Origin of the sequence: Pseudomonas sp. GCEP-101, from assembly GCF_025133575.1 — a bacterium.
GTDB lineage: Bacteria > Pseudomonadota > Gammaproteobacteria > Pseudomonadales > Pseudomonadaceae > Pseudomonas > Pseudomonas nitroreducens_B.
Genome location: NZ_CP104011.1, coordinates 1157022 through 1179359, shown reverse-complemented (window position 1 = coordinate 1179359; position 22338 = coordinate 1157022). Strand labels below are relative to the sequence as shown.

Here is a 22338-nt window from a genome sequence, read left to right as displayed (position 1 = left end):
CGCAGTATAACGCCTGTCAGTCGCGGCAAACGTCTGCCGGCAGCTGTAGGAGCGAGCTTGCTCGCGAACACCGTCCGCTGCGGGGGCTGGTTCGCGAGCAAGCTCGCTCCTGCAGGGAGAGGGCGCTGGTCAGTGGCCGGCGTTGCCGGAGAACAGCTGGATCACCACGACCCCGCTGACGATCAGGCCCATGCCGAGCAGGGCGGCGGTATCGAGCTTCTGCTGGTAGAGCACCAGCGCCGCCACGCTGACCAGCACGATGCCCAGCCCTGCCCAGATGGCGTAGGCGATCCCCACCGGGATGCTGCGCACCACCAGGGTCAGCATCCAGAAGGAAATGCCGTAGCCGACGATCACCAGCGCCAGCGGCAGGGGCGTGGACAGGCCTTTCACCGACTTCAGCGAGGCGGTGGCGATGACTTCGGCAACGATGGCGATGGCGAGGTAGAGATAGCCGGGCATGGTAGGTCCTCCCCGTAAACGACGCGCCGCGCGGCGGCGAGTGGGTTGCGTTCGACTCTGCCGGCATTCTAGTCTCCTGGCTGATGGGATAAAGTCATTACCTATCTGTGATTGAGATAGGTTGTGGAGACGGCCATGCAGTGGAACCTGGACCAGTTGCGACTCTTCGTCAGCGTCGCCGATCAATCTTCCTTCTCGGCGGCCGCGCGGCAGTTGCAGCGCGTGCAATCGGCGGTGAGCTCGTCCATCGCGCTACTGGAGAGCGACCTGGGCGTGACCCTGTTCGAGCGCAGCAGCGGTCGCCAGCCGGTGCTGACCGCCGAGGGTAGGGCGCTGCTGGACGAGGCGCGCGAGGTGCTGCGCCAGTGCGAGCGCCTGGAAAGCCGAGCGCTGGCGCTGGTGCGCGGCACCGAACCGTTGCTGCGCCTGGCCCAGGACGAGGCGATGCCCTACCAGCCGGTGCTCTCCGGCCTGCAGGCGCTGGCGCGGGAATTCCCCACCCTGGAAGTGCAACTGGCCAGCGGCGCCCAGGGCGACGTGGCGCGCAAGCTGCTGGAGCGGCGCGCCGACCTCGGTCTGCTGTTCCACCACGAGGGCATGCCGGAGGCGCTGGAGCGCCAGCGCCTGGGCACCATCGAGATGGTGACCGTGTGCGGCGCCGGGCACGAGCTGGCGAAGCTGGACTATGCCGACCGTCGCGAATTGGCGCGGCATCGCCAGCTGCTCATGGCCCCGCAGGACAGCCACTACCCCGGCGGCGAGCAGATCAGCCCGCTGGTGTGGCGCGCCGACAGCTTCTACGCCATGGCCGAACTGCTGATGCGCGACCTCGGCTGGGCCTGGCTGCCGACCCACGTGGCGCAGTACCCGGCCTATCAACCGCTGCTGGTGGAACTGGCCAGCGACTGGACGCCGCCGCCACTGGTGGTGGAACTGGTCTGGCGCCGCGATGAGCCGCTGGGGCCGGCGGCGCAGTGGTTGGGTGAGTGTTTTGCCGAACACCTTGCATCGCCGGTGTGACGTCGTGCCAATCTGCTCTTCGTAGGAGCGAGCTTGCTCGCGAACCGGATTGCCCCGCCATCCCGGCGCAGTGCCACGGCCATCGCGGATGAGATCCGCTCCTACACGATCAGAAAGTGCCAATGGCCGCGCCGGCAGCAATCGGTTCGCGAGCAAGCCCGCTCCTACCGACACGCGGCTGCACTCAGGATTGTGCGGCGACCCGGCCCGCTAATTTGCTACTCTCCGCCGCCATGAACCGGACCCTCTATACCCTGCTGTTCCACCTGGGCCTGCCGCTGGTCGCGCTGCGCCTGTTCCTGCGCTCGCGCAAGGCGCCCGCCTATGCCCAGCGCGTCGGCGAGCGCTTCGCCCTCGGGCTGCCGGCGCTCAAGCCCGGCGGCATCTGGGTGCATGCGGTGTCGGTGGGCGAGAGCATCGCCGCCGCGCCGATGATCCGCGCGCTGATGCAGCGCCACCCCGATCTGCCGATCACCGTCACCTGCATGACGCCGACCGGCTCCGAGCGCATCCGCGCGCTGTTCGGCGACCAGGTCCAGCACTGCTACCTGCCCTACGACCTGCCCTGGGCGGCGGCCCGCTTCCTCGACCGCGCGCGGCCGGTGCTGGGCGTGATCATGGAAACCGAGCTGTGGCCGAACCACATCCACCAGTGCGCCAGGCGCGGCATTGCGGTGGCGCTGGCCAACGCGCGGCTGTCCGAGCGTTCGGCGCGCGGCTATGCGCGCTTCGCCGGGCTGACCCGGCCGATGCTGGAGGAGATGAGCTGGATCGCCGTGCAGACCGAAGCCGAGGCCGAGCGCTTCCGCCAGCTCGGCGCGCGTCCGGAGCGGGTGAGCGTGACCGGCTCGATCAAGTTCGACCTGACCATCGACCCCGAACTGCTGGCGCGCGCCGCTGACCTGCGCGACCAGTGGCAGGCCCGTCAACGGCCGATCTGGATCGCCGCCAGCACCCACGCCGGCGAAGACGAAATCATCCTCGCCGCGCATCGCCAGTTGCTGGAGAAGCACCCGGGCGCGCTGCTGATTCTGGTGCCGCGTCATCCGGAACGTTTCAACCCGATGGCCGAGCTGTGTACCCGCGAAGGCTTGCGCACCCTGCGCCGTTCCACCGGCGAACTGGTAACCGCCGACACTCAGGTATTGCTGGGCGACACCATGGGCGAGTTGCTGTTCCTCTATGCGCTGGCCGATGTCGCCTTCGTTGGCGGCAGCCTGGTGCCCAACGGCGGGCACAACCTGCTAGAGCCGGCGGCGCTGGGCAAGCCGGTGCTGTCTGGCCCGCACCTGTTCAACTTCCTGGAGATCGCCGCGCAATTGCGCGAGGTCGGCGCGCTGCGCGAAGTGGCGGACGCGCCGTCGCTGGCGGTGGCCGTGGCGGCGCTGTGGGATGAGCCGGCTTCGGCTGCGCGCATGGCCGAGGCGGGATTGGGTGTGATGAAGGCCAACCAGGGGGCGCTGGAGCGGTTGCTGGATGGGTTAGGGCGGCTGATCAAGGGTTGATCGGGCTTCGGCGCGGCGGTTCGCCCTCACCCTAACCCTCTCCCGGAGGGAGAGGGGACCGTTCGGTGTGAGCGGTGGCTCCGAGTCAGTTGGATACTGCATCTTTTAAAAGCTGCAGACGGGTGGTGGTGCTAAGCGCAGGCGCCGATCTGCTCCCTCTCCCTCCGGGAGAGGGCGGGGGTGAGGGTAGAGCGAGGCTCTGGAGTCTCCCGGTACCCCGACTGTAGGCGCGAGCTTGCTCGCGAACCCGCTTGGCGCCGAAACCACCGAAGAGCGTTCGCGAGCAAGCTCGCTCCTACAACTGCGCCTCAGAACGTCGGTGGCGTGATCACCCAGAGCACCACGGCATCCACATCGCCGGGATTGCCGTAACGGTGCGGCTCCTGGCTGGAGTAGCTGAAGCTGTCGCCTTCGTTGAGCACGAAATGGCGCTCGCCCACCCACAACTCGAACGTGCCGCTGAGCAGGTAGCCGGCTTCCTCGCCGTCGTGGCTGTAGCTCTGCTGGCTGTAGGCGCCCGGCGGGAAGCGCGAGTGGAGGATTTCCAGCTGGCGGCTGGGCTGCGGGCTGAGCAGTTCGTCGACGATGCCGTCCTCGTAATGCACGCTGGTGCGGGCGTTGCGCCGCACCACGTAGCCGGCGTCGGCCGGGTCGACCTGCACTTCGCTGGCGAAGAACCACTGGATGGTCACGCCCAGGCTGCGGGCGATGTTGAACAGCGCCGGGATCGACGGGTAGGCCAGGTTGCGTTCCAGCTGGCTGATGTAGCCGGCGGTCAGCCCGCTCTGCTCGGCCAGCTCCGCCAGGGTCATGCCGCGCCGCTTGCGCAGGCCGCGGATGCGGGTGCCAAGGAACTGCGCTTCGGCGTTGGCGGGGGCTTCCTGCGGGGCTTTGCGGCTCATGCGGCGAGGGTCCTGGCGAATGTCGTCTTCGGGCATTCTAAACAATGCGCCGATTCATGGCTGCGTGTGGTTCGGCTCGAAAGGCGCCAGGTAGTAGAGGATGTAGCCGGAATAATGCAGCGATCCTGCTTCGACTTCCCGGTTGAAACACTCCTTGAGGGCGTCTTCGTCGGCAAATCCATAGCTGGGTAGCTTTGCCTCCGCGAAACCGGCTAGGCGCCAGAAGTCGAATCCGTCGATTTCACCCTTTGCGCCAAAGTCGAAATCCACGGTTCCGTCAGGCAGGTGCACGGCGCAGCCGTAACCATGCTTGAAGTAGTGCACGCCGTCTTTGAGTACTCCCCGGTGTGGGATATCGAGAAATGCCCATTCTTGATTGCTGGCGGGGCGAGCGATGGCCGATTGTTCAAGAAGCGCCACTGCGTGGCGTACGGCGCGCTGGTAGTTGGCGACGAGTCTGGCGAAACCTGGATTCATGGCTTGAACGGTTGGCTAAAAAAGCGGCCATTCTAGACCCCAATTCTGATTGATGGGCACTGGGAGTAGATTGATCCGCCCCCCAGAATTCAACCTGGCTCAGATCGCCCAGCCCGCCTTGAGCCCCTCGTAGATCGCTTCCTCCGCCGTGCGCGGCGCCAGGCAGTCGCCGATGCGGCGCACCTCGGCGAGGTCGGCGATCTCGTCGGCCAGGTCGTCCACCGGCTGGTGGCCCTGGCAGAGCACCAGGGTGTCGATGCCTTCCACCAGCATCGGCTCGCCGCTGGCGGTGTGCTGCAGGTAGACGGTGCTGTCGTCGACGCCGTACAGGCGGGCGTAGGGGGTGATGCCGATGCCCAGGCGGTGCAGCTCGCCAGCCAGGTGGTCGCGCACGTAGAGCGGCAGGTTTTCGCCGACATGGGTGCCGTTCACCGCCAGCTGTACCTGGTGCCCCTCGCGCACCAGACGCTCGGCGATGCCGGGGGCGATCCAGTCGGCGCGCCAGTCGGTGACCAGCACCGAGCGCCCGATCTTTACCTCGCCGCGCAGCACCTGCCAGGCGTCCACCACCTGCAGGTCGCCGGCCTCTTCATAGGGCGGGCGATAGGGCGTGGCGCCGGTGGCGACGATGACCACATCGGGGCGCTCCTGCTCGACCAGCGCGCGGTCGACGCGGGTGTTGCGGCGCACGTCGACGCCGGCCAGCAGCATCTCGCGCTGCAGGTTGGTGGAGGCGCCGCCGAACTCCGCGCGGCGCGGCAGCAACTGGGCAAGGTTGACCTGCCCACCAAGCTGGCCGGTGGCTTCGCAGAGGGTGACCTCATGGCCGCGCTGGGCCGCCACGGCGGCGGCCTTCATGCCGGCCGGCCCGCCGCCGACCACCAGCACGCGCTTGCGCAGGGCGGCCATCTGGCGTTCGGCGTAGATCAGCTCGCGGCCGGTTTCCGGGTGCTGGATGCAGGAGATCGGGTAGCCCCGGTGGAAGTGGCCGATGCACGCCTGGTTGCAGGCGATGCAGGCGCGCACGTCCTCGACGTGGCCGCTTTCGGTCTTGCTCGGCATCTGCGGATCGCAGATCAGCGCGCGGGTCATGCCGCAGACGTCGGCCTGGCCACGGGCGACGATCAACTCCGCCTCCTGCGGCTGGTTGATGCGCCCGGTGACGAACAGCGGGATCTCCAGGCTGCGCTTGAAGGTGCCGGCTTCGCTGGCCAGGTAGGCCGCCTCGATGGCCATGGGCGGGACGATGTGAATGGCGCCGCCCAGCGATGCCGAGGTGCCGGCGACGATGTGCACGTAGTCCAGCTGGTTCTGCAGGGACTTCACCGCCTGCAGCGATTCGTCCTCGGTGAGGCCTTCTGGGTCGCGCTCGTCGGCGGAGATGCGCAGGCCGATGATGAAGTCGTCGTCGGTGGCCGCGCGCACCGCGGCGATCACTTCGCGGGTGAAGCGCAGGCGCGCGTCGAGGTCGCCGTTGTAGCCGTCGCCGCGGCGGTTCACCCGCGGGTTGAGGAACTGCGCCGGCAGGTAGCCGTGGCTGGCGACCACTTCCACGCCGTCGATGCCGGCGCGGTGCAGGCGGCGCGCGGCGTCGGCGTAGCCCTGGACGATCTCGTCGATCATCGCCTGGCTCAGCTCGCGGGGCATCACCCGGAAGCGTTCGTTGGGCGAAGCGGATGGCGCATAGGCCACGGCCAGCAGGCCGTCACTGGATTCCATGATCTCCCGGCCGGGGTGGAAGACCTGGGACAGCACCACGGTGCCTTCGGCATGGCACGCCTCGGCGATGCGCCGGTAGCCGGGAATGCATGCGTCATCGGTGGCCATCAGCACGTGGGAGGTGTAGCGGGCGCTGTCGTGCACGCCGGCGACCTGCAGCACGATCAGCCCGACGCCTCCCTTGGCGCGGGCAGTGTGGTAGGCCACCAACTGGTCGTTGACCAGGTTGTCGGTGGGCATCGAGGTGTCGTGCCCGGTGGACATGATGCGGTTCTTCAGCACCTTGCCGCGGATGCGCAGCGGGCTGAACAGGTGGGGAAACTGGGTCATCGGGCAACTCCGGATTCTTGTTGTGGTGCAGCGGGTGGTGCGGTGTCGAGGCGTAGGCAGCCGATCGAAAATTCAGGCGTTGCGCGCCTGCCAATCCACCGGATAGAGCGCGTAGAAAACGGTGGCTCGCTCGCCTTCGTAGGCCAGCGGCGTGCGTTCGGGCACCCAGATCACGTCGCCCGGCCTGGCGTCGATCACCCGGTCGGCCAGGCGCAGCCGGAAGTGGCCGTCCAGCACCACGATCAGCTCGTCGTAGAGCACCGTCCACTCGATGGACACGCCGTCGAAGCGTGCCAGGCCCGCGCCCATGGTCTGGCTGTCCGCCGGGCCGATCAGCCGGCAGATGGCGGCGCGCTCGATGTCTTGCCCGCCGTAGGACTGGAACTGCAAGGCGGCCTGCTGGAAGTGACGGACCTGGGACACGGGGACTTCTCCTGATGCGGAAAATGTTGTTTAAGTTGTAGCTATAGAAATTTACCGTTAGTAAAAAATCAACTTGTTTTTTTAAAGGTGACTGGGTAGTTTCAATCCCGCCCCGGGACCCTCCGGGGTCACCGCGACGAGCTCCACAACAACTACAAGAGGAGAGGCGCATGAACCGTTTCGCACGGTCCCCCCTCGCCGGGCGGGTTCACCCGCTGGCAATCGATCCATCTCTGCCCTGTCTGTCTTGCTCCGTGGTTCCGGCGCGCCCGTCCTGCGTGTGTGCGGCCATTGCGGCCGCGCCCGCTGCCACCTACGACCGGGGGTATGCCCGATGACTGTCCACCGCAACACCTGCCGCACGCGTTCCTTCCTCAAGACCACCCTCTCGCCGCTGCTGCTCGCCCTCGGGCTGTGCGGCGGCGTCGTCCAGGCCGCCGAGAACATGGTGGTGGTCGGCTATGGCGGCGCCGGCCAGAAGGCCCAGGACGCGGCGTTCTTCCAGCCCTTCAGCCGGCAGTCCGGCGTTGGCGTGACGCAGACCGAGTACAACGGCGAAATGGCCCGCATCAAGGTGATGGCCGACACCGGCCATGCCGACTGGGACGTGGTGCAGATCGAGGGCCCGGACCTGGCGCGGGGCTGCGATGAGGGATTGTTCGTGCCGCTGGACTGGCAGCAGATCGGCGGCAAGGACCAGCTCATCCCCAATGCTGCCAAGGACTGCGGCTCGGCGGCCCTGGTGTGGGGCGTGGCGATCGCCTACGACGCCGATAAGCTCAAGCCGGCGCCGCAATCCTGGGCGGATTTCTGGGACGTGCAGAAATTCCCCGGCAAGCGCGGCCTGCGCAAGCGCGCCATCTACAACCTGGAGTTCGCCCTGATGGCCGACGGCGTCAAGCCGGCGGACGTGTACAAGGAACTGGGCACCAAGGCCGGCGTGGACCGCGCCTTCGCCAAGCTGAACCAGATCAAGCCCTACGTGCAGTGGTGGGAGGCCGGCGCGCAACCGGCGCAGTGGCTGGCCGCCGGTGACGTGGTGATGACCACCACCTACACCGGGCGCATCGCCGACGCCTACAAGAGCGGGCGCAATCTGCAGCTGGTCTGGCCGGGCAGCCTGTACGGCATGGACTACTGGGCGATCATCAAGGGCTCGCAGCACGTCGACGCGGCGAAGCGCTTCATCGCCTTCGCCAACCAGCCCGACGCCCAGGTCGACTACGTGAAGCACATTGCGTATGGTCCGACCAACAAGCAGGCCGCCGAACGCCTGCCGTCCGACATCGCCGGCTGGGTGCCGACCTCCACGCAGAACCTGCCCCAGGGCCTGGCGATGGACGACGAGTTCTGGGTCGACCACGGCGAGGAGCTGGAAGAGCGCTTCAACGCCTGGGCCGCGCAATGACGATGACGCCGGGGCCTGCGCGCCCCGGCGTCTCTTTGCCTTGAGGAGACGTGCACCATGACATCGCTGCAGGCGCCCAGCCGCGCTACCTGTTCACCCGAGGAATGGACGCTGCGCGAGGAGCTGGCGGCCTGCTACCGGCTGATCGCCCACTTCCGCATGACCGACCTGATCTTCACCCACATCTCGGTGCGCATCCCCGGTCCCGAACACCATTTCCTGATCAACCCCTATGGCCTGATGTTCGATGAGATCACCGCGTCGAGTCTGGTGAAGATCGACCTCCACGGCCACGCGGTGGAGCCGACGCCGTACAAGGTCAACCCGGCCGGTTTCGTCATCCACAGCGCCATTCATGCCGCCCGCGAGGACGCGCAGTGCGTGCTGCACACCCATACCCGCGCCGGCTGCGCGGTGGCGGCGCAGGCCTGTGGGCTGCTGCCGCTGAACCAGATCTCCCTGGAGTTCTACGGGCGCCTGGGCTACCACGACTACGAAGGCATCGCGCTGTCGCTGGATGAGCAGCAGCGCCTGGTGCGTGACCTGGGCGACCACTTCGGGCTGATGCTGCGCAACCACGGCCTACTGACGGTGGGGCGGACGGTGCAGCAGGCATTCCTGCGCATGTATTACCTGGAGAAGGCGTGCGACATCCAGCTGGCGGCCCAGGCGGGCGGCGAACTGGTGATCCCCTCGGAGGAGGTGTGCCGCCACACCGAGCAGCAGTTCAATGCCCCGGCGCGACCGCTGGCGGAAGGGGAGCTGAGCGACCCGGATGCTTACGAGCTGGCCTGGGCGGCGCTGCTGCGGATGCTGGATCGGGTGGCGCCGGGGTATCGGGAGTGATCGCCGCCTTCGGGCCACGTTGCGGCGGAGCGGGCCATGCCCGCGATGGCGCGCGTGGCGCGCTGCTGCAGGTCGATGCCGTTGCTTGGGCAGGCGTAGGAGCAACTGTCTTCCTCTGAAACCCCGTACTGGCTATCTCCCCTCTCCCTAACCCTCTCCCTGAAGGGAGAGGGTGGGCCGGCACGATATCCCATGTAGGAGCGGACCTTGTCCGCGAAATCCCGCGCGGCGTGAACCGGGCTTCGCATGGAAACCCACCTCTTCGCCGAAAATGTAGGGGCGCACTGTTCGCGGTTGTATGCGGATGCGTTGGGACGTCAGCGTGCATTTCTGTCGGGCGTTTCGGCGCCGCTTCGGTGTGCGCTGGAGGATTGGGTTTCGCCTCTCGGCGAGTCCCTTTTGGCAAACGACCCAAAAGGAACCAAAAGGTCTTGCCCCTCCATCCGGTTTTTCGCCCAGGCGAAAAATGCCCTCGCTGCAGCGCAGTTTCAGGGGCACGCCGTGAAGGGCCATCCCTGGCCCATCGCGGCTCTCGCGACATCCATGTCGCTCAACCCCTGAAACTTCGCTTCCACTCGGCCTCCTGAAAGGGGCGGTTCGGCGTGTGAGGGTGTTTTTCTGGAAGTCTCTGACGAGCCAGAGCAGAGCCAGAGCAAAAACGAGTCGCACGTTGTCGTTGGCGTGGCGCGGCTCCAAAGAAAAAGCCCCGCATCGCGGGGCTTTTTCTTGGGGCTGGCTCAGTACTTCGAGCCGGCTTTGAGCTGGGCCTCGGCGGCCTTGGCCAGGTCGGGCGGCAGGAAGTCCTTGTCCGGGTTGTAGTCCGGCTTCAGGTAGCTGCCCAGCGCTTCCAGGTCGCTCGGCGCGAGGGTGCCGGCGGTCTGCTTCAGGCGCAGGTTGTCGAGGATGTAGTCGTAGCGGGTGTTGTTGTAGTCGCGCACCGAGTTGTACAGCGAACGCTGGGCGTCCAGTACGTCGACGATGTTGCGGGTACCGACCTGGTAGCCGATCTCGGTGGCTTCCAGCGAGCTCTGGTTGGAGATGATCGCCTGGCGACGCGCCTTCACCTGCTCGACGTCGGTGTTCACCGCGCGGTGCTGGTTGCGCGCGTCCTGCACCACCTGGCGGCGCTGGCTTTCGCGCAGCTGTTCGCTCTGGTTCAGGCGCTGGTAGGCCTCGCGTACCTGGGAGCTGGTCAGGCCGCCGCTGTAGATCGGCACGTTGAGCTGCAGGCCGATGCTGGTCTGGTCGACGTACTTGCCGTAGTGCGGGTCGCCCGGCGCGCCGGTGTTGGTGAAGCCCAGGGCGTCGTTGTCGCCCTTCTGGTACTGGGCCACGGCGTCGACGGTCGGCAGGTGGCCGGCCTTGCGCTGGCGCAGGGTTTCTTCGGCGGCGTCCACCGCGTAGTTGCTGGCTTGCAGGCGCAGGTTCTGCTGCACCGAGGTGTCCACCCAGGCCTTGGCGTCGTTGGGCATCGGCGCCACCACCGGCAGCGAGTGGAGGATGCCCTCGATGGCGCTGTACTCGCGGTTGGTCAGGGTCACCAGGGCCTGGAAGGCGTCATCCACCTGCTGCTCGGCCACCAGGCGGTTGGCCCGCGCGGTGTCGTAGCTGGCCTGGGATTCGAGCACGTCGGTCTTGTCGGACAGGCCGACGTCGAAGCGTTCGTTGGACTGGTCGAGCTGGCGCTTGAACGCCGCTTCCTCGGCCTTGCTGGCCGCCAGGTTGTCCTGGGCGCGCAGCACGCCGAAATAGGTCTCGGCGGTCTGCAGGATCAGTTGCTGCTGGGTCGCGGAGAATTCCAGCTGGGCCTGTTCGGTGGTGTTTTCCGCGGCCTTGAGCTGGAACCAGCGGTCCGCGCGGAACAACGGCTGGCTCAGGCTCGCCTGCACCAGCTGGGTGTTGCGGTTCAGCGTGGCGCTGGGGGTGTCCAGGGCGGTGCGGGTCGTCCCGGTGCTGGCGCCTGCGTTGATCTGCGGCAGCAGGCCGGAGCGTGCCTGGGGGACGGCTTCCTTGCGCGCCAGGTAATCGGCCTGGGCGGCGGCGAGGTCGGCGTTGTTGTCGACGGCGTCCTTGTAGACGCTGATCAGGTCCGTCTTGGTGGGCAGCGAGGGGGCGGCCGGGGTGGGCTGTGCAGCCCAGGCAAAGCCTGTCGTTGCGGCTACAGCGACAGCCAGAGAGAGTCTGCGCAGCATTCGTTCATCCTGGAAAGTGATGCGAGGTGGGGCAAGGCTACGGTTGCCGCCGGGTGGCGGTCAAGGCACGTTCGTACGAGCCTTCCGAGGCAGCAGTGTAGCTGGCTGCAGGCAAGTGCGTGATTTCGGCCGAGCGGCGTTGGCTTATCCGGGCGCACTTGATTAGACTGCGGACGTTCTTGTCGGGGTGCCCCATTGCGAGGGGCTGAGATCGGATAGTTCCGGATCCCGTTGAACCTGATCGGGTTAAGACCCGCGTAGGGAACAAGAAGTACGCATCCCGCGGCGCATTCCGCCCCGGCCCCAGCCCTTCCCGGGGTGCGTCCCTTCGCTGCGGCAGGCAGCTCCTCTCGTCCCAGGTTCTCCCCGGCAATCACCCCAGGAGAGCCAGGATGAGCACCCAGAAAAACAACGTCACCCGCCTTGAACAGCTCGACCGCCAGTCGACCCAGCCCTTTCCGAATTCGAAGAAGGTCTACCTGACCGGCTCGCGCCCGGACATCCGCGTCCCCGTGCGGGAAATCTCCCTCGCCGACACTCCCACCGCCTTCGGCGGCGAGAAGAACGCCCCGGTGGTGGTCTACGACACCTCCGGCCCCTACACCGACCCTGACGTGCGCATCGACCTGCGCAAGGGCCTGCCGGACGTGCGCTCGCGCTGGATCGACGAGCGCGGCGACACCGAGATCCTCCCCGGCCTGACCTCCGAGTTCGGCCAGTCGCGCCTGGCCGACCCCAGCCTCGATGCCCTGCGCTTCGCCCATGTGCGCACCCCGCGCCGGGCCAAGGCCGGGAAGAACGTCACGCAGATGCACTACGCGCGCCAGGGCATCATCACGCCCGAGATGGAATACATCGCCATCCGCGAAAACATGAAGCTGCAGGAGGCCCGCGCCGCCGGCCTGCTGGACGCCCAGCACGCGGGGCAGAGCTTCGGCGCCAGCATCCCCAGGGAGATCACCCCCGAGTTCGTCCGCCAGGAAGTCGCCCGCGGCCGCGCGATCATCCCGGCGAACATCAACCACACCGAACTGGAACCGATGATCATCGGCCGCAACTTCCTGGTGAAGATCAACGGCAACATCGGCAACAGCGCGCTGGGCTCCTCCATCGAGGAAGAAGTGGAGAAGCTCACCTGGGGCATCCGCTGGGGCGCCGACACGGTGATGGACCTGTCCACCGGCAAGCACATCCACGAGACCCGCGAGTGGATCCTGCGCAACAGCCCGGTGCCCATCGGCACCGTGCCGATCTACCAGGCGCTGGAGAAGGTGGGCGGCATCGCCGAGGACCTGACCTGGGAAATCTTCCGCGACACCCTGATCGAACAGGCCGAGCAGGGCGTGGACTACTTCACCATCCACGCCGGCGTGCTGCTGCGCTACGTGCCGCTGACCGCCAAGCGCGTCACCGGCATCGTTTCGCGCGGCGGCTCGATCATGGCCAAGTGGTGCCTGGCGCATCACCAGGAGAACTTCCTCTACACCCACTTCGAGGAAATCTGCGAAATCATGAAGGCCTACGACGTCAGCTTCTCGCTGGGCGACGGCCTGCGTCCGGGCTCGGTGGCCGACGCCAACGACGCCGCGCAGTTCGGCGAACTGGAGACCCTGGGCGAGCTGACCCGCATCGCCTGGAAGCACGACGTCCAGGTGCTGATCGAAGGCCCCGGCCACGTGCCGATGCACCTGATCAAGGAAAACATGGACAAGCAGCTGGAGTGCTGCGACGAGGCGCCGTTCTACACCCTCGGCCCGCTGACCACCGACATCGCGCCCGGCTACGACCACATCACCTCCGGCATCGGCGCGGCGATGATCGGCTGGTACGGCTGCGCCATGCTCTGCTACGTCACGCCCAAGGAGCACCTGGGGCTGCCGAACAAGGATGACGTGAAGACCGGCATCATCACCTACAAGATCGCCGCCCACGCCGCCGACCTCGCCAAGGGCCACCCCGGCGCGCAGATCCGCGACAACGCGCTGTCCAAGGCGCGCTTCGAGTTCCGCTGGGAAGACCAGTTCAACCTCGGCCTGGACCCGGACACCGCCCGCGCCTTCCACGACGAGACGCTGCCGAAAGACTCGGCCAAGGTGGCGCACTTCTGCTCCATGTGCGGGCCGAAGTTCTGCTCCATGAAGATCACCCAGGAAGTCCGCGACTACGCCAAGGAAAACGGCCTGACCGACGAGCAGAAGGCCATCGAGGCCGGCTTCCAGGAACAGGCCGCGCGCTTCAAGGACGAAGGCTCGGTGATCTACAAGCAGGTGTGACCGGTATCCCCCATCCTCACCCTCGAGGGTGGGTTACCTGTAGGAGCGAGCTTGCTCGCGAACCGTGCCACCCGGCGGTTCCGCTGCCGGGCTGTTCGCGAGGAAGCTCGCTCCTACGAAAGACAAACAAAAACCAACCACTGAGTCCTGCACCCATCGTGACCACCATCGACTATTCACCGACCACCGCCGTGGGCAGCGCCCAGCGTGTGCTCGGCCTGCGCGACCTGTTCTCCCTCTGGTTCTCCCTGGGCATCGGCCTGATGGTGCTGCAGACCGGCGCCCTGCTGGCGCCGGGCCTGGGCCTGGCCGGCGCGCTCGGCGCGATCCTGCTCGGTACCCTGGTGGGCGTCCTGCTGCTGGCCAGCGCCGGGGTGATCGGTACCGACACCGGCCTGTCCGCCATGGCCTCGCTCAAGCTCAGCCTGGGCAGCCACGGCGCCGCGCTGCCGGCGCTGCTCAACCTGTTGCAGCTGATCGGCTGGGGCGCCTTCGAGATCATCGTCATGCGCGACGCCGCCAGCCTGCTGGCAGGCCGCGCCTTCGGCGAAGGCAGCGCCTGGACCAGCCCGGCTGCGTGGACCCTGGTGTTCGGCGCGCTGGCAACCCTGCTGGCGGTCGCCGGCCCGCTCGCCTTCGTGCGCCGGGTGCTGCGCCGCTGGGGCATCTGGCTGCTGCTTGCCGCGTGCGTCTGGCTGACCTTCGACCTGTTCAGGCGTGCCGACCTGGCCGCGCTCTGGGCCAGGGCCGGCGACGGTTCGATGCCGTTCGCCGTGGGCTTCGACATCGCCATTGCCATGCCGCTGTCCTGGCTGCCGCTGATCGCCGACTACTCGCGCTTCGGCAAGCGCGCCGGGCAGACCTTCGCCGGCGCGGCACTGGGCTTCTTCATCGGCTGCTTCTGGCTGATGGGCCTGGGCGTGGCCTACACCCTGGCGTTCGCCCAGGGCAGCGACGCCAACGCCCTGCTGCTGGCGCTGGCCGGCGCCGGCATGGGCATCCCGCTGCTGCTGATCCTGCTGGACGAGTCGGAGAAGGCCTTCGCCGACATCCACTCGGCGGCGGTCTCCAGCGGCATCCTGCTGCCGCTCAAGGTCGAACAGCTGGCCCTGGCCATCGGCGTGATCTGCACCCTGATCGCCTGGTTCGCGCCGCTGGCTGAGTACCAGAACTTCCTGCTGCTGATCGGCTCGGTGTTCGCGCCGCTGTTCGGCGTGGTGCTGGTCGACCACTTCGTGCTGCGCCGCCGCGCGCCGGCTGCCATTCCGCACGGCCTGCGCTGGGGCTCGCTGCTGGCCTGGGCGGGCGGCGTGGTGGTGTATCACCTGCTGGCGAACTTCCAGCCGGACCTGGGCGCGACCCTGCCGGCGCTGGTGGTGGCGGCTGTGCTGCAACTGCTGCTGGGGCGTGTGGGTGCCAAGGTGCCGGCTTCGGCGTGAGGCTGTTCGCGGGCATGGCCCGCTCCTACAGAAGCTGCATCCGCGCTCCAGACTCCCTGTAGGAGCGGGCCATGCCCGCGACCGGGAACGCTCCTGAGCAGCCGGTGAATCACGGACGAACCGCGATGGCTCTGGCTGTTCTGATCGATACTTACTGCGCCCCGCGCCCCGGGAAGTAATAGGTCTTCACGATGCCGTTCAGCCGCGGGTAGGGAATCTTCAGCTCCGGGTGGCCGACCGAGTGCGGGGCGATGCGGTCGATGTCGTACTTGAGCGTCAGCGCGCCGAAGGTCAGGGCGAAGTGCTCGGTCGGCTGGAACGGCCAGTCCCTGGAGAAGTTCGGGTCCTGCTCGTCCAGCTTGTTCTGCAGAATCCACGCCTGGTGCGCCATGCGCGCCACCTTCCAGAAGTTGTCCTCCTGGCCGGGCAGGAGAATGTCCTGCAGGGTGAGCACCTTGTGGATACGTCGATCATAATTGATGAACGCGCGGCCAGGCTGGCCGTACTCGCCGCCGGTGAAGCGATAGCTGGACAGCTCGATGATCACCAGACCGTCATGCTGTTCGCGGATCTTGGCTTGCAGGTAGGAACTCCAGCCGGGCTGGGCCGAATCGAGGAAGCGTTTCTCGTAGACGTCCAGGCTCGCCGGTGCCGCGCCATCGCCCTCGCGGGCCAGTCGCAGCAGTTGCGTGGTGATCGCTTCGTTGAGCGCCGGCTCGTCGTCGAAGCTGACGGTATCGAGGTTGAACAGCGGGCATTGCTCGCCCTGGCAACCCGGCTTGGGGTGCTCGAACGCGGTGTGGCGCGCGCTCAGCGGTTCGTCGAGCGAGGGCTTGAACAGACCCTGGCACGCCCCCAGTAACAGGCAGATGCTGCCCAGGGCGGCAAGTTTCAGAAGTCGCATGGGAATCCTTGTCGTTGACGTTCGCCGGCAATGGAGTGGTTCGACCGCCGTCGGCGCTGCCGGTTCGGCGGCAGATTATGAACCACTTTGCGAACCACGGCTGCGTGCGGCGGTCACAGCCAGCCTGGCTGTCCGCCTGCGGGCGAAAGAGGCTGCGTCGCCCTCGGCGGCGCGATAGGATGGCGCGAAGTTCAACGCACAGTGAGTAGGACGGGATGTCGGAAACGTTCAAACCAGGTCCCCAGGACATCGAGATCCAGGAGCGCGAACAGTGCTTCAAGGGTTTCTACAAGGTCGACCGCCTGCGCCTGCGGCACCGCCAGTTCGCCGGCGGCATGGGCCCGCTGCTGACCCGCGAGCTGTTCGTGCGCCACGACGCGGTGTGCGTGCTGCCCTACGATCCGCAGCGCGATGAGGTGGTGCTGATCGAGCAGTTCCGCGTCGGCGCCATGGATGCCGGGGTTAACCCCTGGCTGATGGAGCTGGTCGCCGGGCTGATCGACAAGGACGAGGAGCCCGAGGAAGTCGCCCGCCGCGAAGCGGTGGAAGAAGCCGGCCTGACCCTCGGCGCGCTGTGGCCGATCGCCCAGTACCTGCCGTCGCCGGGCGGCAGCAACGAACTGGTACACCTGTTCGTCGGTCGCTGCGACAGCAGCGGCGCGTCGGGCGTCCACGGGCTGGAGGAGGAGGGCGAGGACATCCGTGTCCACGTCATGCCGTTCGAGGAAGCCCTGCAGGCCGTGCGTGACGGTCGCATCAACAACGCGGCGAGCATGATCGCGCTGCAATGGCTGGCGCTCAACCGCGCCGAGGTAAGGGGGTTATGGGTGTGAATCTGCTGCGCGAGCGCTATCGCGTCGACCTGGCGGGGTTGCAGGCGACCTGCGAGGCGAACTACTTGCGCCTGATGCGCCTGTTGCCCGAGATGCGCGACACCCAGGTCTCGCGCCGCGTGGCGCTCAGCGAAGGCGAGCGGCTGCTCGGCGTGCTGGCGCTGGACGTGGTCGAAGCCTGTCCCTACACCACCGTGCTGCAGGTGCGCCAGGAGCTGGGCCTGCCCTGGCTGCCGGCGCCCAAGCTGGAAGTGCGGGTGTACCACGACGCGCGCATGGCCGAAGTGGTCGGCGCCGAGCAGGCGCGCCGCCTGCTGGCGATCTACCCCTACCCGAACCAGGCGATGCACCAGCCCGACGAGAAGAACCAGCTCAACCAGTTCCTCGGCGAATGGCTGAGCCACTGCCTGGCCTGCGGTCACGAACTGGAGCCGGTGCTGCAGCGCTGAAATCGCCATGAGCGCGCTGCGTCATGGTGGCACCATGCTATCCTGCCCGCCCATCGCAGACTCGTGTCCCTAACTGTGATCTGTGACGCTTTCCCGGTTTGCCCAGCGGGGCGCCTGTCACCATACTCCGTCACGACTTCCCGCACGCCCGCCTCACAGGAGAAGGCGCATTGCCCACCCAGCCCACCGCTTCCGATTCCGTCCTGGTCGTCCAGCTTTCCGACAGCCACCTGTTTGCCGAAGAGAACGGCCGGCTGCTGGGCATGGACACCGCCGACAGCCTGAGCCAGGTGGTGCGCCTGGTCGGCGAGGAGCAGCCGGCGATCGACCTGGTGCTGGCCACGGGCGACCTCTCCCAGGATGGCTCGGTCGAGTCGTATGAGCGCTTCCGCGCCCTGACCGCACCGATCGCCGCGCCAACGCGCTGGTTCCCCGGCAACCACGACGAAATGGGGCCGATGCGCGAAGCCGCCGCCGGCAGCGACCTGCTCGACCCGGTGATCGACCTGGGGCCCTGGCGGGTGATCCTGCTGGATTCCACCATTCCCGGTGCGGTGCCGGGGCAGGTGAGCGACGAACAGGTCGAGCTGCTGGAAAACGCCATCCAGGCCGCGCCGGACAAGCATCTGCTGATCAGCTTCCATCATCATCCGGTGCCCATCGGCAGCCGGTGGATGGACCGCATCGGCATCCACAATCCGGAAAAACTCTTCGCCGTGCTGGACCGCTACCCCAACGTGCGCTGCCTGCTCTGGGGCCACGTCCACCAGGAGATCGACCGCCTGCGCGGTGACGTGCGCCTGCTGGCGTCGCCGTCCACCTGCGTGCAGTTCACCCCCGGCAGCGAGGACTTCTGCGTCGACAGCCCGGCACCGGGTTACCGCTGGCTGCGGCTGATGCCCGATGGCAGCGTGCAGACGGGTGTATCGCGAGTGACCGACATTGCCTTCGAAGTCGACTACAGCATCAAGGGCTATTGATCGGTCACGCTTGGAACGCCTTGCGACGCTGACCCACTTGCGGCATGCCACTTGCAGCTTGTAGCCTCCCGGCCCATGACCGCATTCCTCTATATCCACGGATTCAACAGCTCGCCCGGCTCGCAGAAGGCCCGCCAGTTCACGGCGGCCCTGCAGCGCCTGGGCCTGGCCGACCAACTGCGCCTGCCCGCATTGCACCATCACCCGCGCAAGGCCATGGCGCAGCTGGAATCCGCTGTTGCCGAACTGGGCCAGCCGCTGCTGATTGGCAGCTCCCTAGGCGGCTACTACGCGACCTACCTGGCCGAGCGTCATGGCCTGAAGGCCGTGCTGATCAACCCGGCCGTGGCGCCGCACCGGCTGTTCGACGGCCAGCTCGGCGCGCAGACCAACTATTACAGCGGCGAGACCTGGGAGTTGACCCTGGACCACGTTGCCGCGCTGGCGGAACTGGAAGTGCCGCCGCCCACCGACGGCTCGCGCTACCAGGTGTGGCTGCAGACCGCCGACGAAACCCTCGACTACCGCGCCGCCGAGCGCTACTACCGGGCCGCGGCGCTGCGCATCGAGTCCGGTGGCGACCACGGCTTCCAGCGCTTCGTCAGCCATGTGCCGGCGCTGCTGGCCTTTGCCGGCGTGCCGTCCAGCCAATGGCGCGACATCGACTTCTCCGAATTTGAAGCCATCACCTCTTCGACTGATTAAGCAGGAACTCCATGGCCCAGCAGAACGCCTATAACGCAGACGCCATCGAGGTTCTCTCCGGCCTCGATCCGGTGCGCAAGCGCCCGGGCATGTACACCGACACCACCCGCCCCAACCACCTGGCCCAGGAAGTCATCGACAACAGCGTCGACGAAGCCCTCGCCGGCCACGCCAAGAGCGTGCAGGTGATCCTCCACGAGGACAACTCGCTGGAAGTGATCGACGACGGCCGCGGCATGCCGGTGGACATCCACCCCGAAGAGGGCGTGCCCGGCGTCGAACTGATCCTCACCAAGCTGCACGCCGGCGGCAAGTTCTCCAACAAGAACTACCAGTTCTCCGGCGGCCTGCACGGCGTCGGCATCTCGGTGGTGAACGCGCTGTCGACCACGGTCGAGGTGCGGGTCAAGCGCGACGGCAACGAATACCGCATGACCTTCGCCGACGGCTTCAAGTCCAGCGACCTGGAAGTGATCGGCACCGTCGGCAAGCGCAACACCGGCACCAGCGTGCACTTCTGGCCGGACGCCAAGTACTTCGACTCGCACAAGTTCTCCGTCAGCCGCCTCAAGCACGTGCTCAAGGCCAAGGCCGTGCTGTGCCCCGGCCTGCTGGTGACCTTCGAGGACAAGTCCAGCGGCGAGCGCATCGAATGGCACTACGAGGACGGCCTGCGTTCCTACCTGGTCGACTCCGTCTCCGAGAATATCCGCCTGCCCGACGAGCCGTTCTGCGGCGCGCTGGCCGGCAACAAGGAAGCGGTGGACTGGGCCCTGCTGTGGCTGCCCGAGGGCGGCGAATCGCTGCAGGAAAGCTACGTCAACCTGATTCCCACTGCCCAGGGCGGCACCCACGTCAACGGCCTGCGCCAGGGCCTGCTGGATGCGATGCGCGAGTTCTGCGAATTCCGCAACCTGCTGCCGCGCGGCGTGAAGCTGGCGCCGGAAGACGTCTGGGAGCGCATCGCCTTCGTCCTCTCGATGAAGATGCAGGAGCCGCAGTTCTCCGGCCAGACCAAGGAACGCCTGTCCTCCCGCGAGGCCGCCGCGTTCGTCTCCGGCGTGGTCAAGGACGCCTTCAGCCTGTGGCTCAACGCGCACCCCGAACTGGGCCTGCAACTGGCCGAGCTGGCCATCAGCAACGCCGGCCGCCGCCTCAAGGCGGGCAAGAAGGTCGAGCGCAAGAAGATCACCCAGGGTCCGGCGCTGCCCGGCAAGCTGGCCGACTGCGCGGGGCAGGACCCGATGCGCGCCGAACTGTTCCTGGTGGAGGGCGACTCCGCCGGTGGCTCGGCCAAGCAGGCGCGGGACAAGGAATTCCAGGCGATCATGCCGCTGCGCGGGAAGATCCTGAACACCTGGGAAGTGGACGGCGGCGAAGTGCTCGCCAGCCAGGAAGTCCATGACATCGCCGTGGCCATCGGCGTCGACCCAGGCGCGGCCGACCTGACCCAGCTGCGCTACGGCAAGATCTGCATCCTCGCCGACGCCGACTCCGACGGCCTGCACATCGCCACGCTGCTGTGCGCGCTGTTCGTCCGCCACTTCCGCCCCCTGGTGGAAGCGGGCCACGTCTACGTCGCCATGCCGCCGCTGTTCCGTATCGATCTGGGCAAGGAAGTCTTCTACGCCCTGGACGAGGCCGAGCGCGACGGCATCCTCGACCGCCTGGCCGCCGAGAAGCGCCGGGGCAAACCGCAGGTCACCCGATTCAAGGGCCTGGGCGAGATGAACCCGCCGCAGCTGCGCGAAACCACCATGGACCCGAATACCCGCCGCCTGGTCCAGCTGACCCTGGAAGACGCCGACGGCACCGTGGAAATCATGGACATGCTGCTGGCCAAGAAGCGCGCAGGCGACCGCAAGTCCTGGCTGGAAACCAAGGGCAACCTGGCGGACATCGCCTGATGCGCTGGTTGCTGGCCTGCTCTGGCCTGATCGCGGGCCTGGCGCTTGCCGCCCAGGCGCCGGAGCCAGCGCCCAAGGCTTCTGCCGCGGTCGCGCCGACGACGGCGCCAGCCTCGCTGCAGTTCGTCACCGAGCACCCGGTGGAGGGCATGCCCAACGGCAACCTCTCGGGCCTCGCGCTGTGCGGCAACGAGATGTGGACGGTGTCCGACCGCGACGACGACCGCATCTATCGCCTGCTGATCGACGAGACGCCGGGCAAGGCCTGGCAGGCCACCGCCGAGCCCTTCGTCGTCCCCGGCACGCCGGAAAGCGGCCTGTCCTGGGGCGCCAAGGCGCGGGTCAGCGTCGGCGGCCTGCTGCGCGGCGGGGCGATGGACTTCGAAGGCATCACCTGCGACCAGGCGGGCAACCGCTATGTGGTCAGCGAAGGCTATGCCGCCGTCCTGCTGCTGCCCGCGGTCGGCGAGCCGAGCTGGCTGCCGCTGCCGCAGAACCTGCTGCGCCAGGCACGCGCCAATGGCCTGCTGATGGAGTTCAATGCGCTCTACGAAGGCATTGCCATCAGCGCCGACGGCAAGCAGCTCTGGCTGGCGGCCGAGCGTCAGCGCCGCGGGCTGCTCAAGGTGCGCAACGACAATGGCACCTGGAAGTGCGAGGGCAACTGCGTGATGCTCAGCGAAGGTGGCACCGCGCTGCCGCCGCCGGAGCTGGGCGCCGAGCGTGCGCTGCCGATCGATTTCTCCGACCTGGCGCTGTACAAGGACAAGCTGTTCACCCTGGAGCGCCTGGCGCACCAGATCTGTCGCCGCGACGTGAAGACCGGTGCGCAGGAGCTGTGCTGGTCCTTCGCCGCCGGGGCGCTGGCGCCCGAACGCCGCTACGACCTGCCCTATGGTGTGGCCGAAGCCCTGATCCTCGACGATGCGGGGGCCTGGATCGGTCTGGACAACGGCGAGCACGCCCGCGCCGACGGTGACGCGCGGCCTTACGTGCTGCGCTTCGCGGCGCCGGCCGGCGGTTGGCTGGGTGGCAAATGAACGACGCGGTGCCGGGCAGGCGGATCGGCAAGATCATGATGTTCCTCGCCTGGGGCGCGGGCATCCTGCTGGCCACCCGCTACTTTGGCGCCTGGGAAACCCGTCAGCACAACCCCAATCCGCAGCCGCAATCGACCCGCGGCGACGGTTACGTGGAAGTGCGACTGATCGGCAATCGCGCCGGCCACTACGTGGTGGACGGCAAGATCGGCGGCGAGACGGTGACCTTCATGCTCGACACCGGCGCCACCCAGGTGGCCCTGCCGCAGCGCCTGGCCGACCGCCTCGGCCTGCCGCGCGGCTTGCCGGTGACCCTGGACACCGCCAACGGCCGCAGCCAGGGCTGGCGCACGCGCCTGCCCAGTCTGCAGCTTGGCGACATCCGCCTGACCGATGTGCCGGCGCTGATCGCGCCGGGCATGGAAGGCGACGAGGTGCTGCTCGGCATGAGCGCACTCAGACAACTGGATTTCACCCAGCAGGACGGCACCCTGGTGCTGCGCCAGCGATCTACACCGTGAGGC

The 22338-nt window shown here is 67.4% G+C and carries 20 protein-coding genes and 1 riboswitch; of the genes, 13 read left to right on the top strand and 7 right to left on the bottom strand.

The window, feature by feature from the left end; all coding sequences use genetic code 11:
• Nucleotides 1–129: 129 nt before the first annotated feature.
• On the bottom strand, nucleotides 130–462 hold the full coding sequence (locus N0B71_RS05445; protein WP_259757699.1) for a DMT family transporter: 333 nt from the start codon (nucleotides 460–462) through the stop codon (nucleotides 130–132).
• A 135-nt stretch (nucleotides 463–597) separates the two neighbouring features.
• Between N0B71_RS05445 and N0B71_RS05440 the strand changes: the two genes are divergently transcribed.
• On the top strand, nucleotides 598–1482 hold the full coding sequence (locus tag N0B71_RS05440; protein ID WP_259757698.1) for a LysR family transcriptional regulator: 885 nt from the start codon (nucleotides 598–600) through the stop codon (nucleotides 1480–1482).
• A gap of 233 nt (nucleotides 1483–1715) precedes the next feature.
• The gene (waaA, locus tag N0B71_RS05435; protein WP_259757697.1) at nucleotides 1716–2987 is read left to right on the top strand and encodes a lipid IV(A) 3-deoxy-D-manno-octulosonic acid transferase; all 1272 of its coding nucleotides are present in this window, start codon (nucleotides 1716–1718) and stop codon (nucleotides 2985–2987) included.
• A 308-nt stretch (nucleotides 2988–3295) separates the two neighbouring features.
• Here waaA and N0B71_RS05430 read toward each other — a convergent pair whose 3' ends face one another.
• The 4 genes from N0B71_RS05430 to N0B71_RS05415 form a co-directional block, all read right to left on the bottom strand.
• Entirely contained in the window at nucleotides 3296–3889 is a 594-nt protein-coding gene (locus tag N0B71_RS05430) for a helix-turn-helix domain-containing protein (protein WP_259757696.1), read from the bottom strand.
• A 54-nt stretch (nucleotides 3890–3943) separates the two neighbouring features.
• Nucleotides 3944–4366 (bottom strand): DUF6896 domain-containing protein, encoded by a 423-nt coding sequence (locus N0B71_RS05425; RefSeq protein WP_259757695.1) that lies wholly within the window; start codon nucleotides 4364–4366, stop codon nucleotides 3944–3946.
• Nucleotides 4367–4465: 99 nt separating this feature from the next.
• Nucleotides 4466–6415: an oxidoreductase gene (locus N0B71_RS05420; RefSeq protein ID WP_259757694.1), complete on the bottom strand. Its 1950-nt coding sequence runs from the start codon at nucleotides 6413–6415 to the stop codon at nucleotides 4466–4468.
• A gap of 72 nt (nucleotides 6416–6487) precedes the next feature.
• On the bottom strand, nucleotides 6488–6838 hold the full coding sequence (locus N0B71_RS05415; RefSeq protein ID WP_259757692.1) for an AraC family ligand binding domain-containing protein: 351 nt from the start codon (nucleotides 6836–6838) through the stop codon (nucleotides 6488–6490).
• Between the two features lie 334 nt (nucleotides 6839–7172).
• Between N0B71_RS05415 and N0B71_RS05410 the strand changes: the two genes are divergently transcribed.
• Nucleotides 7173–8246 (top strand): ABC transporter substrate-binding protein, encoded by a 1074-nt coding sequence (locus tag N0B71_RS05410; RefSeq protein WP_259757690.1) that lies wholly within the window; start codon nucleotides 7173–7175, stop codon nucleotides 8244–8246.
• A 57-nt stretch (nucleotides 8247–8303) separates the two neighbouring features.
• On the top strand, nucleotides 8304–9092 hold the full coding sequence (locus N0B71_RS05405) for a class II aldolase/adducin family protein (protein ID WP_259757688.1): 789 nt from the start codon (nucleotides 8304–8306) through the stop codon (nucleotides 9090–9092).
• Between the two features lie 737 nt (nucleotides 9093–9829).
• Here N0B71_RS05405 and N0B71_RS05400 read toward each other — a convergent pair.
• Nucleotides 9830–11284 (bottom strand): TolC family outer membrane protein, encoded by a 1455-nt coding sequence (locus N0B71_RS05400; protein ID WP_259757687.1) that lies wholly within the window; start codon nucleotides 11282–11284, stop codon nucleotides 9830–9832.
• Between the two features lie 173 nt (nucleotides 11285–11457).
• Nucleotides 11458–11565: riboswitch (TPP riboswitch) on the top strand.
• Between the two features lie 111 nt (nucleotides 11566–11676).
• Here N0B71_RS05400 and thiC point away from each other — a divergent pair.
• A complete protein-coding gene (thiC, locus tag N0B71_RS05395) occupies nucleotides 11677–13557 on the top strand; it encodes a phosphomethylpyrimidine synthase ThiC (RefSeq protein WP_259757686.1) in 1881 nt (626 codons plus the stop codon).
• A gap of 155 nt (nucleotides 13558–13712) precedes the next feature.
• Nucleotides 13713–14996: a putative hydroxymethylpyrimidine transporter CytX gene (gene cytX / locus N0B71_RS05390; RefSeq protein ID WP_442964663.1), complete on the top strand. Its 1284-nt coding sequence runs from the start codon at nucleotides 13713–13715 to the stop codon at nucleotides 14994–14996.
• 151 nt (nucleotides 14997–15147) lie between these two features.
• Here the strand turns inward: cytX and N0B71_RS05385 are convergent, their stop codons facing one another.
• Nucleotides 15148–15900, bottom strand: a complete 753-nt coding sequence (locus N0B71_RS05385; RefSeq protein ID WP_259757684.1) for an RsiV family protein — start codon at nucleotides 15898–15900, stop codon at nucleotides 15148–15150.
• 215 nt (nucleotides 15901–16115) lie between these two features.
• Here N0B71_RS05385 and N0B71_RS05380 point away from each other — a divergent pair, with 215 nt between their 5' ends.
• From N0B71_RS05380 to N0B71_RS05350, 7 genes are all read left to right on the top strand, one after another.
• Nucleotides 16116–16733 carry an NUDIX domain-containing protein gene (locus N0B71_RS05380; protein WP_259757683.1) on the top strand — a complete coding sequence of 206 codons (618 nt, stop codon included), beginning with the start codon at nucleotides 16116–16118 and terminating at the stop codon, nucleotides 16731–16733.
• Nucleotides 16724–17182: a DUF1249 domain-containing protein gene (locus tag N0B71_RS05375; RefSeq protein ID WP_259757681.1), complete on the top strand. Its 459-nt coding sequence runs from the start codon at nucleotides 16724–16726 to the stop codon at nucleotides 17180–17182. The genes N0B71_RS05380 and N0B71_RS05375 overlap by 10 nt, the downstream gene beginning before the upstream one ends.
• Nucleotides 17183–17352: 170 nt before the next feature.
• On the top strand, nucleotides 17353–18162 hold the full coding sequence (cpdA, locus tag N0B71_RS05370) for a 3',5'-cyclic-AMP phosphodiesterase (protein ID WP_259757680.1): 810 nt from the start codon (nucleotides 17353–17355) through the stop codon (nucleotides 18160–18162).
• A gap of 75 nt (nucleotides 18163–18237) precedes the next feature.
• A complete protein-coding gene (locus N0B71_RS05365; RefSeq protein WP_259757679.1) occupies nucleotides 18238–18867 on the top strand; it encodes a YqiA/YcfP family alpha/beta fold hydrolase in 630 nt (209 codons plus the stop codon).
• 11 nt (nucleotides 18868–18878) lie between these two features.
• Nucleotides 18879–20774 carry a DNA topoisomerase IV subunit B gene (gene parE / locus N0B71_RS05360; protein ID WP_259757678.1) on the top strand — a complete coding sequence of 632 codons (1896 nt, stop codon included), beginning with the start codon at nucleotides 18879–18881 and terminating at the stop codon, nucleotides 20772–20774.
• Entirely contained in the window at nucleotides 20774–21814 is a 1041-nt protein-coding gene (locus tag N0B71_RS05355) for an esterase-like activity of phytase family protein (protein WP_259757677.1), read from the top strand. Before parE ends, N0B71_RS05355 begins: the two co-directional genes overlap by 1 nt.
• Nucleotides 21811–22335: a retropepsin-like aspartic protease family protein gene (locus N0B71_RS05350; RefSeq protein ID WP_259757676.1), complete on the top strand. Its 525-nt coding sequence runs from the start codon at nucleotides 21811–21813 to the stop codon at nucleotides 22333–22335. Before N0B71_RS05355 ends, N0B71_RS05350 begins: the two co-directional genes overlap by 4 nt.
• Nucleotides 22336–22338 lie beyond the last annotated feature (3 nt).

Bases quoted from the DNA above. Each gene is read 5' to 3' on its own strand.
- N0B71_RS05445 (WP_259757699.1), bottom strand. From the start codon at position 462: ATGCCCGGCTATCTCTACCTCGCCATCGCCATCGTTGCCGAAGTCATC.
- N0B71_RS05440 (WP_259757698.1), top strand. From the start codon at position 598: ATGCAGTGGAACCTGGACCAGTTGCGACTCTTCGTCAGCGTCGCCGAT.
- waaA (WP_259757697.1), top strand. From the start codon at position 1,716: ATGAACCGGACCCTCTATACCCTGCTGTTCCACCTGGGCCTGCCGCTG.
- N0B71_RS05430 (WP_259757696.1), bottom strand. From the start codon at position 3,889: ATGAGCCGCAAAGCCCCGCAGGAAGCCCCCGCCAACGCCGAAGCGCAG.
- N0B71_RS05425 (WP_259757695.1), bottom strand. From the start codon at position 4,366: ATGAATCCAGGTTTCGCCAGACTCGTCGCCAACTACCAGCGCGCCGTA.
- N0B71_RS05420 (WP_259757694.1), bottom strand. From the start codon at position 6,415: ATGACCCAGTTTCCCCACCTGTTCAGCCCGCTGCGCATCCGCGGCAAG.
- N0B71_RS05410 (WP_259757690.1), top strand. From the start codon at position 7,173: ATGACTGTCCACCGCAACACCTGCCGCACGCGTTCCTTCCTCAAGACC.
- N0B71_RS05405 (WP_259757688.1), top strand. From the start codon at position 8,304: ATGACATCGCTGCAGGCGCCCAGCCGCGCTACCTGTTCACCCGAGGAA.
- N0B71_RS05400 (WP_259757687.1), bottom strand. From the start codon at position 11,284: ATGCTGCGCAGACTCTCTCTGGCTGTCGCTGTAGCCGCAACGACAGGC.
- thiC (WP_259757686.1), top strand. From the start codon at position 11,677: ATGAGCACCCAGAAAAACAACGTCACCCGCCTTGAACAGCTCGACCGC.
- N0B71_RS05385 (WP_259757684.1), bottom strand. From the start codon at position 15,900: ATGCGACTTCTGAAACTTGCCGCCCTGGGCAGCATCTGCCTGTTACTG.
- N0B71_RS05380 (WP_259757683.1), top strand. From the start codon at position 16,116: ATGTCGGAAACGTTCAAACCAGGTCCCCAGGACATCGAGATCCAGGAG.
- N0B71_RS05375 (WP_259757681.1), top strand. From the start codon at position 16,724: ATGGGTGTGAATCTGCTGCGCGAGCGCTATCGCGTCGACCTGGCGGGG.
- N0B71_RS05365 (WP_259757679.1), top strand. From the start codon at position 18,238: ATGACCGCATTCCTCTATATCCACGGATTCAACAGCTCGCCCGGCTCG.
- parE (WP_259757678.1), top strand. From the start codon at position 18,879: ATGGCCCAGCAGAACGCCTATAACGCAGACGCCATCGAGGTTCTCTCC.
- N0B71_RS05355 (WP_259757677.1), top strand. From the start codon at position 20,774: ATGCGCTGGTTGCTGGCCTGCTCTGGCCTGATCGCGGGCCTGGCGCTT.
- N0B71_RS05350 (WP_259757676.1), top strand. From the start codon at position 21,811: ATGAACGACGCGGTGCCGGGCAGGCGGATCGGCAAGATCATGATGTTC.